Origin of the sequence: Mesorhizobium sp. M0296, assembly GCF_040321675.1 — a bacterium.
In the GTDB taxonomy this organism is placed as follows: domain Bacteria; phylum Pseudomonadota; class Alphaproteobacteria; order Rhizobiales; family Rhizobiaceae; genus Mesorhizobium.
The window spans coordinates 63,726-80,069 of the sequence record NZ_JAMYRZ010000021.1 but is presented as its reverse complement, the minus strand read 5'-3'; the positions used below and the strand labels follow the sequence as shown (position 1 = coordinate 80,069).

The window sequence follows — 16,344 nt, the reverse complement described above, 5'->3', positions numbered from 1 at the left end:
GATGGCGATCAGGCGCGGACGCGGCGTCGCCGCGATCAATTATCCGACCGGCATGAATCTCGGCGGCGACCCGACGCAGGCGCTGGTCCATTCGACGCCGACCGGCAATTTCATGGTCACGCTGTCGAGCGTCGACCTCGGCCAGGGCATGAAGCAGATCATGGCGCAGATCTGCGCCGAGACGATCGGCGTGCCGACCGACCGCGTCGTCGTCGACACCGCCGACACCGACACCGGCCCGCATTGCATGGGCACCTTCGCCTCGCGCGGCACGCACCGCGCCGGCAACGCCGTCATCCAGGCGGCCAGGGAAGCCCGCCAGGTGATGCTGGAAGTGGCGGCCAAGGAGCTGGAGGTGAATGCCTCGGACCTCGAGACCGATGGCCAGGGCAACATCCTGGTCAAGGGCGCGCCGCAGAAATCGATCTCGATCTTCGATGTCGCGCTGTCGGCGCATTTCAAGCGCGGCCGTTCGATTTCCGGCCGCGGCATGTTTTTGATCCCGCGCTCCTATCCCGAAAAGGAAACCGGCGCGATGAAGCCCTCGACCTGCTATGCGCACGCCTGCACAGTGGCCGAGGTCGAAGTCGACGACGAGACCGGCGAGGTCACCGTGCTGACGGTGAAGAACGTGTTCGAGATCGGCCGCGCGCTGAACCCGAAAATGGTCGAGCAGCAACTCGTCGGCGGCTCGTGGATGGGCATCAGCCATGCGCTCTACGAAACGACCGAGCCCTATTATCCCAACCGCGACCATGGCGGCACCGACTTCAACCAATATCTGATGCCGGGTCCTGGCGATCTCGCGCAAACCGAGATCATCGTGCTGGAACGGCCCTCGGCGGACGGGCCGTATGGCGCCAAGGGGCCGGGCGAAATGTGCGCCAACCCGCAGATCCCGGCGGTCGCCAATGCCGTCTTCGACGCGGTCGGTGTGCGCATCGACACGCTGCCGATCACGCCGGAGCGCATCCTGCGGGCGCTGAAGGCGCAAGCCCCGAACTGAGTGCTGGAAATGCCCAAGAGAAGTGCCGAGACCGTCGCGACCTCGCCGGAGGCGGTGGCGTCCCGCCTCGCCGCGTCGCACTATCTCGCCGATGAGAGCCTGGCCACCGCCATCTTCCTGGCGATCCGGCTGGGCAAGCCGCTGCTGCTCGAAGGCGCGCCCGGCGTCGGCAAGACGGAAGCGGCGAAGGCGATAGCCGAGGTGCTCGGACGCGATCTGGTGCGGCTGCAATGCTATGAGGGCATCGACGCCGCACACGCGCTCTACGAGTGGAACTACCAGCGCCAGCTGCTCGCCATCCGCCATGCCGGCGAGCACGAGGTCGACATCTACGACGACCGTTTTCTCATCGCGCGGCCGCTGCTGCAGGTGCTGAAGGCACCGGAAAAGCGCGTGCTGCTGGTCGACGAGATCGACCGCTCGGACCATGAATTCGAAGCGCTGCTGCTGGAGTTCCTGTCCGATTTCCAGATCAGCATTCCCGAGCGCGGCACCATCCGCGCGACGGCGCAGCCGATCGTCATCCTGACCTCGAACCGCACCCGTGAACTGGCCGAAGCGCTGCGGCGACGCTGCGTTTATCACTGGATCACCTATCCCGACGCCGGGCGCGAAGCCGAGATCATCATGCTGCGCACCGGCGATGTCGCCGAGGCCACGGCCCGCGCCGTTGCCTCGGCCGTGCGCGACATTCGCGCCCGTCCGCTGGCCAAGCCACCAGGCATCGCCGAGGCGGTCGAATGGGCCAATGCCGCGACCATCCTCGAAAAGGGCGGCAGTCCGTGGCCGGAAGCATTTCGCCGGGCCATTGGCGTGCTGATCAAGGACGAGGAGGACCTTTCCTGCATCGCGCCCGAGCTCGGCAAGATTGTCGAGGAGGCGCTGGCGTGAGCGCGGCGGGCCTGCCTCAAGGAGCAGCACCCTTGCTCGGCTTTGCCCGCCTTCTGCGCCGCTACGGCTTTGTCATAGCACCCGAGCAGGTCTCCGGCTTCATGCAAGCGGTGACGTTGCTCGGTCCCCGTTCGATGGCCGACATCCACGAGGCGGCTCTTGCCACGCTGGCGCCGCCGCCCGACCGCCGCGACGAGTTCGAGGCGCATTTCCGGAGCCATTTCTATGGCAGCACCGCTGCCGTGGTCGAAGGCGAGGCCGACGAGGAAACGCGCGTCAAGGACGATGGCGGAACGAGCCAAGAGGGAATCGAAGTGATCCGCCAGGAGGAAGGCGGCGAACTGTCTTCGGCGAGCGAACAGTTGAGCGTCCGCGAGTTCCATCGCGATAGCGACGGGCTTGCCGCCTTCCGCCGCAAGCTCGCCACCGCTTTGCCCGCGCGCCGCTCCTTCCGCACCGTGCGCACGAATGCCCGCGGCAAGCTCGACCTGCGCCGCTCGCTGCGCGAAATCGTCAGTGCCGACGGCGATATCCCCTCGCCGCTGCTGCGCCGGCGGCAGACAGTGCCGCGCAAGCTTCTCATGCTGATCGACGTGTCCGGCTCGATGAAGCTCTACACATCAGACTATCTCAAGCTGGCACACGCGGCGGTGCAAGGCGCCGACCGGGCGGAAATCTTCACTTTCGGCACACGGCTGACCCGTATCACCTCGGCGCTGCGCATTCGCGACCGCGACCAGGCGCTGGCCCGCGCCGCTGCCCAGGTCGACGACTGGGACGGCGGCACCCGCATGGGACCGACGCTGCTCGCGTTTCTATCGGTGCCGCGCTTCTCCGCTTTTGCGCGCGGGGCGGCAATCGTCATCCTGTCCGATGCGCTGGAGCGCGGCGACCATGCCGAGCTGGAGACGGCGATGCGCCGGCTGAGCGCGCGCGCCTTTCGGCTTTCGCTGGCGACGCCGTTGGCCGGCGACCCGCGCTTCCGGCCGGCCACGGCAGCACTTCGCGCCATCCTGCCGGTGCTCGACGATCTGGTCGACGGCTCCTCGATCGCCGGCCTCACCGATTTCATCCTGTCGCTCGCCCGCCCCGCCCCGGCGGCCGCGGCAATCTGGAAGAGGGTTTTGTGATGCAGAAGGCGATCGACGCGCATTTCCACATCTGGCGCCGAGAGGACCAGCCCTGGCTGCGGGGACCGATGGTGCCGCGCATCTTTGGCCCCTACGAGCCGATCCGCCGCGACTATCCGATCGAGGAATTCCTCGCCGACCAGCAAGGTTCGGGCGTCGAGAAGGCGGTCTACGTACAGACCAATTGGGCGAAGGAGGATTTCGAGAACGAGGTCGCGTTCCTGCAGAAGACCGCGGAAGAAACCGGCTGGCCGCACGCCATCGTCGGCTATGCCGACATGACGGTGGACGATATCAGGCCCCAGATCGACCGGCTGATCAAGTATCCGCTGCTGCGCGGCGTGCGCATGCAGCTGCACTGGCACGGAACGCCGGCCTTCCGCTTCGCCGCCTCGGCCGATCAGGTCATCGATCCCAAGGTGCGGGCCAATGTCGCGCGGCTGAAGGATTACGGCCTGTCCTTCGACCTGCAGCTTTTCCCCGCCCAGATGAAGGACGGGCTGACGCTCGTCGGCGACAACTCCGAGACGAATTTCATCCTCACCCACGCCGGCATGCTGACCGACATGGAGCCGGAGACCACCGAGGCGTGGAAGTCCGGCCTGCGCACGCTGTCAGCGGCGCCCAACCTCTATGCAAAGCTGTCCGGCCTCGGCACCTTCGTCCACCGCAACGACCCGGCGCTGATCGCCTATATCGTCGACAATGCCATCGACATCCTCGGCAGCAATCATCTGATGTTCGGCTCGAACTTCCCGATCGAGAAGCTGTGGACCAGCCATGCCGAGCTGATCAGGGCGCACCGGGAAGCGGTGGGCAAGCACGGCACGGCGGCAGAGGCGGATATCTTCTGGAACACGGCGGCGAAGGTATATCGGCCAGTGTGACCTAAGCTCTCACTTCACCTCCAAGCAGGATCAGGTCAATTTCTGTGCGAGGTGTACATCAGCTTCGATATTTAACAATAAGTCGTGGGTAAATGCTTGCTTAGGTAAAAGCGTGTTTCAATTGTCTTGATTTGGCTGGGCAACGGGCCCAATTGTTCGACCGAATCATAAAGCGAGTCGAACACATGGCAAACCGGGTTCATATTGACGCCCCTGCGGGTGTAATAGAAATCGAGGGAGAGCGAGAATTTGTCGAGGGCGCGCTCGCTAAATTCTTGCCTTTGGTAGAACAGGCGGGTTTTGGCAGTCGCCCACGTAGCCAAGTAGCCAGTCAAGAGACCGAGGAGGAACTTCTCGCCAATGGCGACACAACGCCCGCAGACGATACCGGCAAGGCTAAGGTTAAGCGAAGGAGAGGAGTTATACCCCCGAAGGGCCAGTCCTGTGGCGACCGCATTTTGACTCTCAAAGCGGACGGCTTTTTCAAGGAGCAACACGGTCTTGGAAGCATCATAAGCGGACTACAGAAAAAGGGCTGGACCCACAACTCCAACCAAGTGTCTGCAGCGTTAGATGGTCTCCTCAAGAAACACGTCATGCAACGTACCAAAAAGGATTCCAGTAGCCCGTGGGCATATTACTGGGATAGGGATTAAGCTTGAGCTCGTCCTCTATCCGCGACGCCCTCAAGGTTCTACCTGACGGTTTAAAGGATCCTCTCCTTGCCGAGTTCGAGCAAGCGCTAGATGAATATCGAGCAGGCGACTGGGAGAGCGTCGGTGTTAAGGCCGGCAAGTTCTGCGAGATTGCGTATTGCATCTGCGCTGGGCACGTGGCTGGCAAGTTTCCGTACACTCCGCATAAGCCGGACAATTTTCCGCTGAAGTGCAATCAACTGGAGCAGCACAATCAAACAAAGGGAAGGGGTATGTGCGTTCAAATACCCAAAATTCTCATTTCACTCTACGAGCTAAGAAACAACCGGGCCATTGGTCACGTAAGCTCGGAAGTCAGTCCAAACCACATGGACGCAGAATTCTTCGTGAGAGGTATGAAATGGGTAATGGCGGAATTTGTACGCCAGTTATCTGACCTTGCCCTTGATGACGCCCACGCGCTGGTGGAGGCCGTCACGGCGCGTACGTTCCAGATAGTTTGGTCCAGTGGTGACACGCGACGAATTCTTGAGCCGGCAAAGACAGTCAGCCAGAAGGTATTGATCCTGCTGTATGCCGAGGCGAGGCCGGTTAACGCGACAGTGCTGCGGAAATGGGCAGATTATCACAACTCGAGCTATTTCAAGCGTACGGTGTTAAAAGACTTGCACAAGCATGCCCTAGTTCATTTTGACGAGGCAAAGGACACGGTCGAAATTCTCCCGCCGGGGCAGTCCATGGTGGAAAACTCGGGCCTGCTATTGATAGGCGGCAAAGCTTAGTTCGTGCCGATGGCCGTCGTCGATAGCTGCCTGTAAGGCTCAACGCTCGATCTCATGCACAGACGCTTCTGGTGGCGGCATCCGTCCGCACGCTGTTTCAGCGACGCGTCGCTGCGCCATCATTCATGCATCAATTTCGTCGCCTTCGCTGTAGCGTTTTCAATCGAGTTTCTACAGTTACAAAATAGTTCGCTGACACAGCTCGCCATCGAAAATACGGAATGATTTCTACCTTTGCGCTCACCTCACCTCGAACTGCGGGTCGATCGGAACCTGCATCGCGGTGACCATCTGGTTGGTCTGCCCGGCCAGCCCGATGATCGACACCAGCTCGCCATGCTGTGCGTCGGTCATGCCCTTGGCCCGCGCTGCGGCGGTGTGCGAGTGGACGCAATAGGAGCAGCCATTGGCGGTCGAGACGGCGATGTAGATCATCTCCTTGGTCAGCGGGTCGATGGCGCTGTCAGCGACCATTACCGTCTTGAGCTGTTCCCACACCCGCTTCAGCGACGCAGGATCATTGGCCAGCCCGCGCCAGAAGTTGTTGACGAAGTCAGATTTGCGCGTCGCACGGATGTCGTCGAATACGGCTTTTACGGCGGCAATCGCCTCGACCTCGGCATCGGTCAGAAGTCTTGTGGTGGCCATGGGCAGGTTCCTTTCGTTTGAATCACGATGCGAGGTCGTTGAAGCAGGTCGGGAGAAAAGGCGGCTAACCGCCTTGGATGAATCAGCAATTGACGCGCTGAGGCAAGACCGTAAAGCTGGCCGAGGCCCCTCACCTTCGTCATCCCTGGGCGAAGCAGGAGCGAAGCTCCGTCGCGGAGACCCTGGGATCCATGCCGTGACCTTAGCCGAAGGGTGCAGCGGAGCAGGATGCTGCACCGCTGCAGCGCTCTGATGTAGCGGCATGGAACCTGGGGTCTGCGCCGCGTCGCTTCGCTCCTTGCTTCGCCCCAGGATGACGAAACGACGGCGCCTCGGCCAATCTCCAAAGTGTACGATCCGCCGGCGCAAAAACCGTCCAAATGTCAACCTTCCGCGCCCAGGAAACCTAGTGCACCGCCGCGTACATGATCTTCTCCTCTGTCGCCTCCGCAGGCGAGAACTCCTCGACGATGCGGCCCTGCCGGCAGACCAGGATGCGGTCGGACAGGTTCATGATCTCCGGCAGGTAGGACGAGATGACGACGACTGCGAGGCCTTCATCGGCCAGCCGGTTGATGATCTGGTGGATTTCGGCAATCGCGCCGACATCGACGCCGCGCGTCGGTTCGTCGAAGATGACGATGCGCGGCTTCTGCACCAGCCCCTTGCCGATCACCACCTTCTGCTGGTTGCCGCCGGAAAGCTCGACCACGCGGGCATTGTCGTTGATCGCCTTGACGTTCAGCGTCCTGGTCCATTCGGCCGACAGCGCCCGCATCTCCTGCGCATTGATCACCCAGCCCTTTTCCCGCCCTGCCGCCAGGAAGCCGCCGAACAGGTTCTCGGCGACGTCCATCGTCTCGAAAATCCCCTCGCTCTTGCGGTCTTCGGTGACATAGACGATGCCGTCCGCCACCGCCTTGCTGGGCACGAGATAGCGCACCGGCCGATCGTGCAGCTCGATAGTGCCGCCGCGCAGGAAGTCGCGCTTGTAGATGCCGGAGACGATCTTGAACGTCTCGGTGCGGCCCGAGCCGATCAGCCCGAACACGCCGGTGATCTGGCCCTCGAAGATCGAGAAGGAATTGTTGCGCACGACATTGCTCATCGAGATGTCCTGTACCGACAGCACCTTCTTGCCGGGCTTGCGCAGCCTGGTCTCGTCGCGCTGGCTGTAGAGCTGTCCCGAAAGCGTGCGCCCGACCATCGCCGCGACGATCCTGTCGCGATCGAAAGCGGCGGTGTCGTCGGTAATCACCAGCTCGCCGTCGCGCAGGATGGTGATGCGGTCGGCGATATCAAGGGCCTCTTCGAGCGCATGGCTGATGAAGACGATCGACACGCCCCTTGCCTTGAGCCGGCGGATCAGCGCGAAGAAGTGCCGCTTTTCCTCTGGCGTCAGCGTCGCCGTCGGCTCGTCGAAGATGATGATCTCGGCATTGTGGTGGACGGCGCGTGCAATTTCGACCATCTGCCGCTTGGCGGCGCCCAGCGTCGCCACCATGGCATTGGGGTCGACAGGAAAATTCAGCGACTGCAGGAACTGCTGCGCCGAGATGTAGGTGCCGCGCAGCCGGTTGAGAAAGCTCTCGGTGCCGAGATAGAGGTTCTGCGCCACGGTCATCGACGGCACCAGGCTGGTCTCCTGGAACACCATGGCGATGCCGGCTTGAAGCGCCGCATGCGGCGAGGCGTAGGCGATCTCCTGGCCCTTGTGGAACATCTTTCCCGATGTCGCGTCGACAACGCCGGCGATGATCTTGGTCAGCGTCGATTTTCCCGCACCGTTCTCGCCGAGCAGCGCGTGGATCTCACCCTTGCGCAACTCGAAGCTGACATTCTTCACCGCGGGCACACCGCGATAGGTCTTGGTCACGTTCTCCAGGCGGACGATCGGTTCCATCAGCGATGCCCTCCTGAAGCCAGGTCGATGGCCAGCAGGCAATCGCCGCCTTTCGAGGCAATGAAGAGGCGACCGTCTGTCTCCGCCACGCTGCAGATGCCGTGGCGCGTGCCGTTGGCGCGGCTGTGCAGGCTGAATTGCGGCCGCATCTCCCGATCGAGCCTGACCACCAGCCCGTAGGAGCGGCTCGGCGACCACGGCTTGTGGATGCCCATGGTGCGGATGCCGCCGCATTGCAGCGGCTCGAGGAAGCTGCGGTTGGAGGCGAGTGCCGGCGCGATCCAGTGTTGCGGCGACACTTGCGCCAGCATGTCGTTCCGATAGTGCGTTTCCTGCAGCACGAATTCGATCAGACGGTTCCGGGGCGCAAACAGCGCCAGCCAGGCACCGCCATCGGCGGCGGGCGATAGCCGCGCGGGATAGCCGGGCAGATGCGCCAGCACCGTCGAGCGGCTGCCTGTCGCGCTGTCGAAGCGGACGAGTTGGTGCCGCCAGCTCTCGCCGACCAACACGTCCTTGCCGGTTGGATGCAGCCCATAGGGAAAGGCGATGTCACCGGCGAGCTTGCGGAATTCGCTGCCTGCCGGATCGCGCTTCCACAGCGAACCCGACGCACCCTTCTTCATCAGATCGGCGGCCCATTCCGACGGCGCGTGTTCGGCCGAGCCATTGGCCAGCCAAAGTGTGCCATCTTCTGCGTAGGCGAGTGCTGTTATGCAGCGGATCTCGGCCGGCAGGGCGGCCTCCTTGCCCGCAATCAGCAGCCTGCCGCTTTCGAGCCCGACCGTCAGTTCGCCGGCGGGCGAGCGCGCGAGCGCGGTGACGGCGGCCGGAAATGTCTCGACCAGAACAGGCGCGCCACCGGCGGCGAGCGCGTAGACGGCATTGCCGCTGGACGCCAGCAGCCGGCCGTCGGCGACCAGCAGATTGTCGGGCTCGGGCAGTTCGGCGAAGGCCGCAACATCGTCCAGCAGCGTGTTCGGCCTGAAGGCACCGTCGAGCGGCGGGATGGTAACCGCCTTGCCGCGAAAGATGTCGAGGATCGGGTCCAGCATCATGGCTTGGCACCCCAGTAAGAAGCGGGGCTGGTCCAGTTCGGGTCGGCGCCGGCAATCCGGTAGCGGCCGATGCGGTTGTTGAGGATGCCGCCGACGAACAGAAAACCCTTGTGCTCGCGCATCGAAGTCACCATCGGATGCGCGGCGCCCGACAGGTCGCCCATCGCCTCGACGATGCCGCCCTTCTCGTTGAATTTCACCACACCGCCGGTGTTGATGTTGGGGAACAGCCATTCGTCCTGCGGCAGCCGGCGCGTCATGCGCTTGCGCATGTCGGGATGGCGCAGCGACAGGTCGAAGCTCGGCGTGCGCATGCCGAGCCAGGCCATCCAGTAATTGCCGTCTGACGCTCGGTTGATGTTGTCGGGGTAGCCCGGCATGTCGCGGATGACGCATTCGGCGGTGCCTGCTTTCGGCCCCACCAGCCAATAGCGATGCACGCGGCAGGCCCAGCTTTCGGCAAAAAACAGCGACTTGCCGTCATGCGCCATGCACACGCCGTTGGTATAGCGGTAGCCGTCGAGCAATGTCTTGGTCGAACCGTCCTTCGGATCATAGACAAGCAGCCGCCCGGTGGCGCGGTTCTCGATCGAATCCAGCGCCCAGTCGTGCGCGTCATAGCGCTTGGTGGAATCGGTGAAGTAGATGCGGCCGTCCGGCGCGATGTCGCAATCATTGGGGTCGCGCAGCCGCGCATCGTCGACGATCGAAGTCCAGGAGCGTGACGTTTCCGCCGAAAGCCGCTTCACCTCGCGCTGCGGCGAGACCGAATAAAGCCCCATCGCGCCAACGCAGCTGATCAGATTGCCTGTCTTGTCGAAGGCCAGGCCGAGCGGAAAGCCGCCAATATGGGCAAAGACCTCCGAGCGTTTGTAGTCCGGCGCGAAGAAGCGGACGATCTCGCCATGCCTGGTGCCGCAATAGAGATGGTCGTCGCGGTCGAGGATGACGTCTTCCGGCCCTTCCAGCTCGCCGAGCCCGATATGGTCGGCCTCCGACAATCGGTTGTCGAGTTCGTAAGGGGTGCCCGAACCCGGTGCCGCCGACTGCGTTGCCCCCATCTTCAGGTAGACCGGTGCGACATAGACCTCGTCCAGAACCTTGTGGCGGTTCTTCAGCCAGCGAATGTCGATGGTGACAGCGACGGCCAGCATGATGCCCAGCACCATCTGGTTGGTGCCGGTGCCATAGCCCAGCCGGATCAGCCCGTTGGTCATCGTCAGCACGATGATCGCGCCCATCAGCCCCTTGATCACCGAACCGCGGCCGCCGCCCAGGCTGACGCCGCCGACGACCGCCGCCGTCAACGCCATGACCTCAAGGTTGAGGCCGGTTCCCGGCCCTGCCCCGCTCAGCCGGCAGGCGATGAGAAAGCCGCCGAGCGAGGCGCAGAAGCCGGAGAACACATAAGTCATGAACACGGTGCGGCGCACGCGGATGCCGGCATTGTGGGCCGAGCGCCGCGACCCGCCTACCGCCTGCACGTGCCAGCCGGGCCGCGAGCGCGTCAGCGCGACGTGGGTAATGATGGCCAGGATAATCGCCGCCCACACCGCAACCGACAGGCCCCAGAAGGTATCGTCGCCGATGAAGTCCAGCACATCCGATGTGGCATCGGAAAGCTGCACGTCGGCGGCATAGGTGGTGACCAATATGTCGAACAGCGCCCGCCCGAAAATGAAGGTGACCAGTGTCGTCAGGAAAGCGCGCAGGCGGAAATAGCCGATCAGATAGCCATTGATCGCGCCGAACAGCAGGCCGGTGACGATCGAAGCGGCCAGCGCCAGCCACACCGACTGTTCGAGGATGAAGAAGACGAACACGGCGGAAAAACAGGACAGCGCGAAGATCGAGCCGACCGAAAGGTCGATGCCGCCGCCCAGCATGACCACCGTCATGCCGCTGACGACCAGCGAGAACTCGCCGAGCTGGCGGGTCGATTCCTGCAGCGACATCGGCTTGAAGAAGCCGGGGATGATCGAACCGAACACGCTGAGCGTCGCCACCAGCGCCAGGAAAGGAATGGCGTTGTCGGTCCAGCGTTTGCTTAGGATCTCGCCGACGAGGTGGTCGGGCACGAGATTGTAGCGCCAGGATTGAAGGCGTTCGCGAAAGGACATCGGTTGCTGCTGCCACTCAAGAGAGAAAGAGGCGGCCGAACCCGGTCCGGCCACCTCGTCGATGCTTGCAACGGACCCGCGGTTTACTTGGCCGCAGCTTGGGCTTGCAGTGCCTTCAAGTCCCAGCAGCTGTCTGGCTTGAGGTCGGCCTTGGTTGTCGCCTTCTCCAGCGTATAGATGTAGGTGTGCGAGGTGCCGGCCGGCTGGCCACTCTGCAACAGGAACTTGATGACGGCGTTCATGTCGCCCGACTGGCGGGCAAGGTCGGTCATCACCACCGCGCCATAGGTGCCGTCCTGCAGCTTGTCGCAGTCGGCAGTCTTTTCGCCACCGCCGGTGGTGACCAGAAAGACTTTGCCCTCGAGCTTGGCATCGCGGATCGCAGCCGATGCGCCGGTCGCGTCACCATCCCAGAAATCGATGATGGCGCAGATGTCGGGGTTCTGCTGCAGCATTGTCGTCGTCACGTTGCGCGAGGTCGTCGCATCCCAGTTGGAGTCCGGCTTGGCCACGACCTTGAAGTCGGGGTTCTTGTCCAGCACCTTCATGATGCCGGCATACTGGTAGAGGCTCGATGAGTTGGCCTGGTCGCCCTGCACCAGCCCGATCTTCTTGGAGGAGTTCGGCCCACAACCCTTGATCGCCGCTTCGGCTTCCAGCTGGCCGAGCCGATCCCAGTCGCTGCCGACAAAGGCATCGGCCGGGAAGTTCGCCGGATTGTCGACCAAAAGCACATAGGTGCCGGCCGCCTGCGCCTTCTTCATCAGCTTGGCATAGGAATTGAGGTCCGGCGAATGGATGATCAGCACGTCCGGCCTGGCGTCCGACGAGATTGCGTCGGTTATCGCCTGCGCGCCGGCATCGACCACCCAGTTCGGGTCACGCGTCTCGAACACGCCGCCCCAGGCCTCGACCTCCGTCTTCAGGTAATGCGCCCAGCCCTGTGCCAGGTCGAAGCCCATCGCCATCGGCACCAGCATCACACGCTTGCCCTTGAGCGCTTGCGAATAGGCGGCCGGACCCGGATCTTCTGCAGCGAAGCCCGGCGCCACGAAGGCGGAGATGGCAAGCGCTGCCGCGGCAGCCATAAATGTCCTGATGATTTTCATGTCACATCCTCTGGTTTGGTATGTCGTTCGCGGCCGGCCCCAACCGTTCGCGTCAGTCTAAATGTCGCCTTGCTGCGCGGTCTGCTCGTCGCGCGGATTGATGAACCCATCGACGATGATCGCCGCCAGCAGGATCGCGGCCTTGATCAGGTTCTGATAGAGCAGCGGAATGTCGATGATGGTCATGGCGTTGAGCAGGATGCCGATCAGCGCGGCACCCACCAGCACGTTGCGCACCCCGCCCCGCCCGCCCGACAGACCGATGCCGCCGATCACCGCCACCAGCACGATGTCGTAGAGCAACGTGGAATTGACGATGCGGGTGTTGATCGAATGCAGGCTGGCGGCGGTGAGCAGGCCAGCCACCAGCGAGACCAGGGCCGACAGCACGTAGCGCAGCACCAGCATCGGGCGCACTGGAATGCCGATATTGCGCGCCGCGACCGGGTTGTCACCGGCGAAATAGACGTAGCGGCCCCATTTGGTGTAGCGCAGGAACAGGAAGAAGGCGAAAGCCAGCCCGGCGAAGACAAACACCTCGACCGGGATGTCGAGGAAACGCAGCCCGCCCAGACGCTCGACCCAATGGCTGGGCGGCACCGGCACGGCGTCCTGCGTGATCAGTTGTGAACGCACATAGCCGAAGACGAAGGATGCGGTCGCCAGCGTCACGAAGATCGCCGGGACCTCGGCGTAGGCGACCAGGATTCCGTTCAACAGCCCGATGGCGAGAACACCGGCGAGCACATAGGCGAAGGCCAGCCCGTCGGGCATCCCCGAATTCAGCAGTTGCAGATACCACGCGACCGACATCGCCATGATCGCCACCGCCGACAGGTCGATGCCCCTGCCGATGATGACGACCGCCATGCCGAGCGCCAATATGCCCAGCACCGAGACCGAGCGCACGATGGCAACGAGATTGTTCGAATTGATAAACCCGGGCAGTCCGATGGCGGCGGCAATGAACAGCACAACCGCGATGGCAAAGACAATGCCCTCCTGGTTAAGGCTTCTCCAGTTTAGCCAGCCGGTCGCGTTCATTGCCCGCTTTCACCCGCGATGGCTACGCCCTGCTCCCTCTGCGGCCATCGGAACGAAAGCTAATCGGCTCAAGACCAATTCGTCAAATGAATCCGCGCATTGCAGGCCGGCTTGCGAGGAAATTCCGCGCTTGGATGCACCGATTGGCGAGGCTGGCGCAATGCCGGGAACTCAAGCTGTTTTGCAATTGATCGCGCCGATCGAAGCGCCGGCAAAGGTTTGCTCCGGAACGAGCGAAGCAGGCATAATTTATGTCCGCGATTGCCGCTGGATTCCTGCGTCAAATCCGCAAAACATGGCCCGAGACCTCGGCGCCGGCAGCCTTCGGCAACGCCAGGAAGCGACACGAGGCGACGAGCCCGATTACGCCGATCGCCACGAAGGCAAGTCGGAAGTCGACGAGATCGAGCGCCGCAGCGCCCCTGGCGATCTGCGACAGGTTGAGCAGTGCCGCGGCGACCGCTACGCCGAACAGCATCGCCATCTGCTGCAGCATGCTGGACAACGTCGCCGCCGAGCTGCGCTGCGGTGAGGCCACATCGGCGAAGGCCAGTGTGTTGAGCGCGGTGAACTGCATCGAGCGCGAAAGGCCGGCGATCAGCATCAGCACCACCACCAACGCTTGCGGCGTCTGCGGCGAAAGCGCCGCGCAGGCCATGATCGATAAAGAGGCGATCACCCCGTTGACGATCAGCACCGAACGGAAGCCGAAGCGCCTCAGTGTCGGCGTCGTCACCGCCTTCATGCCGAGATTGCCGAGGAAATAGGCCAGGATCATCATGCCGGCATCGACCGGGCTCAGGCCGAAGCCGACCTGGAACAAAAGCGGCAGCAGGAACGGCGTGGCGTTGATGGCGATGCGGAAGATCGTGCCGGCCGACAGCGTCGAGATGGCAAAGGTCTGCACCTTGAAAGCTGTGAGGTCGAGCAGCGGATGGTTGGCGCGTTGCAGATGCCGCACCGCCAGCCAGCCGACCAAAATGCCCGTGCCGAGCAGTGCCACGGTCGGCAACACACCCTCTTCCGGATGCGCGATGCGCTCGAGGCCATAGAGCATCGCGGCGAGCCCCACCGAGGTCAGCAGGAAGCCCGGCCAGTCGAGTGGCTTGGCCCCAGCTTCGCGGTCGCCGGGAATGAAGCGGGCGACCAGTGCCAAACCGGCAACGCCAAGCGGGATGTTGATGAAGAAATTCCAGTGCCAGGAGAGATAGGTGGTGATGAAGCCGCCAAGCACCGGCCCGACCACCGGCGCAAACAGCGCCGGCCAGGTGATCAGCGCCGTGGCGTTGAGAAGCTCGGATTTCGGCGCGTTGCGCAATACCAGGATGCGGCCGACCGGCGTCATCAGCGCGCTGCCCAGGCCCTGAACCGCGCGTGCGGCGACGAACTCGGCCAGGTTCTGTGAGATGCCGCAAACGAGCGAGGCCAATGTGAACAGGGCGATCGCCACGAGGAAGATGTTGCGCGCGCCAAAACGGTCGGCAACCCAGCCGGACAGCGGCACGAACACCGCCATGGTCAGCATATAGACGGTGATGCCGATGCTCATCGCCACCGCCGGCACGCCGAAGGATTCTCCCATCTGCGGCAGCGACGTCGAGATGATGGTCGAATCCAGAAGCTGCATGAAGAAGGCGACGGCGACGATCAGCGCCACCCGCCGGGCTTGCCGCGCCGCCGGCGCGGTTTCGGGCAAGGCTTTGTTTTCGGGAATGGCGGTCATGCACAGAACTGTCCGAAGGGGAATTTTCACCCGCTCCATCGGCAACCGCACAATTGTCCGGCAAACCGATGACGCACCGGCTTCAACAGCATCTGGCCGGTGCCGTCCAGACCTGGTCCAACAAACTTTCGTGTGGCATCGCAGCCGGCCATGCGATGACCCGGCCCTGGCGCCGAACCGGCCTTTCACGATCCGCGATGATGCTTTGTGCCGCTGCCGGGGCGTCTTATGCGGCTTCGATCTTCTCCAGGAACAGGCTGAGCTGGTCCGGGTCCATGTGCACGACGTGCCTGTCTTCGGGATAGGCCAGGCTGTTCACATCGGCGACATATTCGGAGAAGGCAGCGATTCGTTCGGCCTGCAGGCGATCGTATTCGGCGGCGAAATTGCGATAGACCTTGGAATGGCGCGGCATGTGGCCACGGTTCTGGCCGAGGATGTCGTCGGCGAACAGATACTGCGCGTCACAGCCGGTGCCCGCTCCCATCGACAGCATGATCAGCGACGTGCGTTCCGAAATCGCCTTGGCCACCTCGACCGGCACCACCTCGATCTCGGCGCCGATCGCGCCGGCGGCCTCCAGTTGCTTCACCGCCTCGAACACCTGCATGGCGGTATCGGCGGTCTTGCCGACAGCCTTGAAGCCGCCCGTCCAGGTGGCGCGTGACGGGATGAGGCCGACATGGCCGATCACCGGAATGGCATCGTCGGCCATCCGCTTGATGGTGGCGTACCCGGCGCTGCAATAGACCGCATCGGCGCTGGCCTTGTAGAGCCGGAACGCCCAGCGGACGAAATCATCGGCGGTGCCGATTTCGAAGAAATTCTCGCCCGGCATGGTGAACAGGCTGGGTGCCGCATCGCGGTATTGCGGATTGAGCACCAGCTCCGGCGGCACCGAGACGATATCGACGCCGGCGCGTTCGGCGGCCTCGGCCTCGTCCATCGTCAGCACGCGCAGCATCGTCAGCTGCCGCTTGCCCTTCATGGCACGCAGGTCTGCGACGGTCGGTCTTTTCCGGCTCATGGATTTTGGTTCCCTTTGCTACGTGACAGAAGGCCGGTCAGGCGATCTGGATCATCACCTTGCCAGCTTCCACCTTGACCGCATAGGTCTGCAGATTGACACAGACGGGAGCCCCTTTGGCCTGGCCGGTCTTGTAATTGAAGCGGCCATTGTGCTTTGGGCATTCGATGATGTCGTCCATGACAAGCCCATCGGCCAGATGCGCCTTCTCATGCGTACAAAACCCGTCGGTGGCGAAGAATTCATCGTCCGGCGAACGGTAGATCGCGAAGGTGCGGCCGCCATGGTCGAAGCGGATGACATCTTCCTCTTCGACATCGTCCACGGCGCACGCTTCGACCCAATCGGCCATCTCTGCTT

Annotated in this window: 15 protein-coding genes; 5 read left to right on the top strand and 10 right to left on the bottom strand. The window is 63.0% G+C overall.

Annotated elements, in window-relative coordinates; translation table 11 throughout:
* The first annotated feature begins 1 nt into the window (after position 1).
* The 4 genes from NKI97_RS20575 to NKI97_RS20560 are packed head-to-tail and all read left to right on the top strand — an operon-like array spanning position 2 to position 3,914.
* Positions 2-1,006, top strand: coding sequence for a xanthine dehydrogenase family protein molybdopterin-binding subunit (locus tag NKI97_RS20575; RefSeq protein WP_352836268.1), 1,005 nt, complete (start codon positions 2-4; stop codon positions 1,004-1,006).
* A gap of 9 nt (positions 1,007-1,015) precedes the next feature.
* On the top strand, positions 1,016-1,897 hold the full coding sequence (locus tag NKI97_RS20570) for an AAA family ATPase (RefSeq protein WP_352749739.1): 882 nt from the start codon (positions 1,016-1,018) through the stop codon (positions 1,895-1,897).
* Complete coding sequence (locus NKI97_RS20565) at positions 1,894-3,027, top strand: vWA domain-containing protein (protein WP_352453753.1); 1,134 nt, start codon at positions 1,894-1,896, stop codon at positions 3,025-3,027. The genes NKI97_RS20570 and NKI97_RS20565 overlap by 4 nt, the downstream gene beginning before the upstream one ends.
* Positions 3,027-3,914, top strand: a complete 888-nt coding sequence (locus tag NKI97_RS20560) for an amidohydrolase family protein (RefSeq protein WP_352453752.1) — start codon at positions 3,027-3,029, stop codon at positions 3,912-3,914. Before NKI97_RS20565 ends, NKI97_RS20560 begins: the two co-directional genes overlap by 1 nt.
* Positions 3,915-3,985: 71 nt before the next feature.
* Here the strand turns inward: NKI97_RS20560 and NKI97_RS20555 are convergent, their stop codons facing one another.
* Complete coding sequence (locus NKI97_RS20555; RefSeq protein ID WP_352836264.1) at positions 3,986-4,411, bottom strand: hypothetical protein; 426 nt, start codon at positions 4,409-4,411, stop codon at positions 3,986-3,988.
* A gap of 161 nt (positions 4,412-4,572) precedes the next feature.
* On the opposite strand from NKI97_RS20555, the gene NKI97_RS20550 reads away from it, so the two are divergent.
* A complete protein-coding gene (locus NKI97_RS20550) occupies positions 4,573-5,352 on the top strand; it encodes a hypothetical protein (RefSeq protein WP_352836262.1) in 780 nt (259 codons plus the stop codon).
* A gap of 240 nt (positions 5,353-5,592) precedes the next feature.
* Here the strand turns inward: NKI97_RS20550 and NKI97_RS20545 are convergent, their stop codons facing one another.
* The 9 genes from NKI97_RS20545 to NKI97_RS20505 form a co-directional block, all read right to left on the bottom strand.
* Complete coding sequence (locus tag NKI97_RS20545) at positions 5,593-6,000, bottom strand: carboxymuconolactone decarboxylase family protein (RefSeq protein WP_352836259.1); 408 nt, start codon at positions 5,998-6,000, stop codon at positions 5,593-5,595.
* Positions 6,001-6,406: 406 nt separating this feature from the next.
* Positions 6,407-7,903, bottom strand: coding sequence for a sugar ABC transporter ATP-binding protein (locus tag NKI97_RS20540; RefSeq protein WP_352836256.1), 1,497 nt, complete (start codon positions 7,901-7,903; stop codon positions 6,407-6,409).
* Entirely contained in the window at positions 7,903-8,961 is a 1,059-nt protein-coding gene (locus tag NKI97_RS20535) for an SMP-30/gluconolactonase/LRE family protein (RefSeq protein ID WP_352836253.1), read from the bottom strand. The genes NKI97_RS20540 and NKI97_RS20535 overlap by 1 nt, the downstream gene beginning before the upstream one ends.
* Positions 8,958-11,081 carry an ABC transporter permease gene (locus tag NKI97_RS20530; protein WP_352836251.1) on the bottom strand — a complete coding sequence of 708 codons (2,124 nt, stop codon included), beginning with the start codon at positions 11,079-11,081 and terminating at the stop codon, positions 8,958-8,960. Before NKI97_RS20530 ends, NKI97_RS20535 begins: the two co-directional genes overlap by 4 nt.
* An 83-nt stretch (positions 11,082-11,164) precedes the next feature.
* Positions 11,165-12,190: a sugar ABC transporter substrate-binding protein gene (locus NKI97_RS20525; RefSeq protein WP_352503657.1), complete on the bottom strand. Its 1,026-nt coding sequence runs from the start codon at positions 12,188-12,190 to the stop codon at positions 11,165-11,167.
* 57 nt (positions 12,191-12,247) lie between these two features.
* Positions 12,248-13,234 carry an ABC transporter permease gene (locus tag NKI97_RS20520; RefSeq protein ID WP_352836248.1) on the bottom strand — a complete coding sequence of 329 codons (987 nt, stop codon included), beginning with the start codon at positions 13,232-13,234 and terminating at the stop codon, positions 12,248-12,250.
* 280 nt (positions 13,235-13,514) lie between these two features.
* Positions 13,515-14,957, bottom strand: coding sequence for a DHA2 family efflux MFS transporter permease subunit (locus NKI97_RS20515; protein WP_352452738.1), 1,443 nt, complete (start codon positions 14,955-14,957; stop codon positions 13,515-13,517).
* A 226-nt stretch (positions 14,958-15,183) separates the two neighbouring features.
* Positions 15,184-15,984 carry a 3-methyl-2-oxobutanoate hydroxymethyltransferase gene (locus NKI97_RS20510; protein ID WP_023675787.1) on the bottom strand — a complete coding sequence of 267 codons (801 nt, stop codon included), beginning with the start codon at positions 15,982-15,984 and terminating at the stop codon, positions 15,184-15,186.
* Between the two features lie 37 nt (positions 15,985-16,021).
* On the bottom strand, positions 16,022-16,336 hold the full coding sequence (locus NKI97_RS20505) for a MocE family 2Fe-2S type ferredoxin (RefSeq protein WP_352465283.1): 315 nt from the start codon (positions 16,334-16,336) through the stop codon (positions 16,022-16,024).
* Between the last annotated feature and the right edge of the window lie 8 nt (positions 16,337-16,344).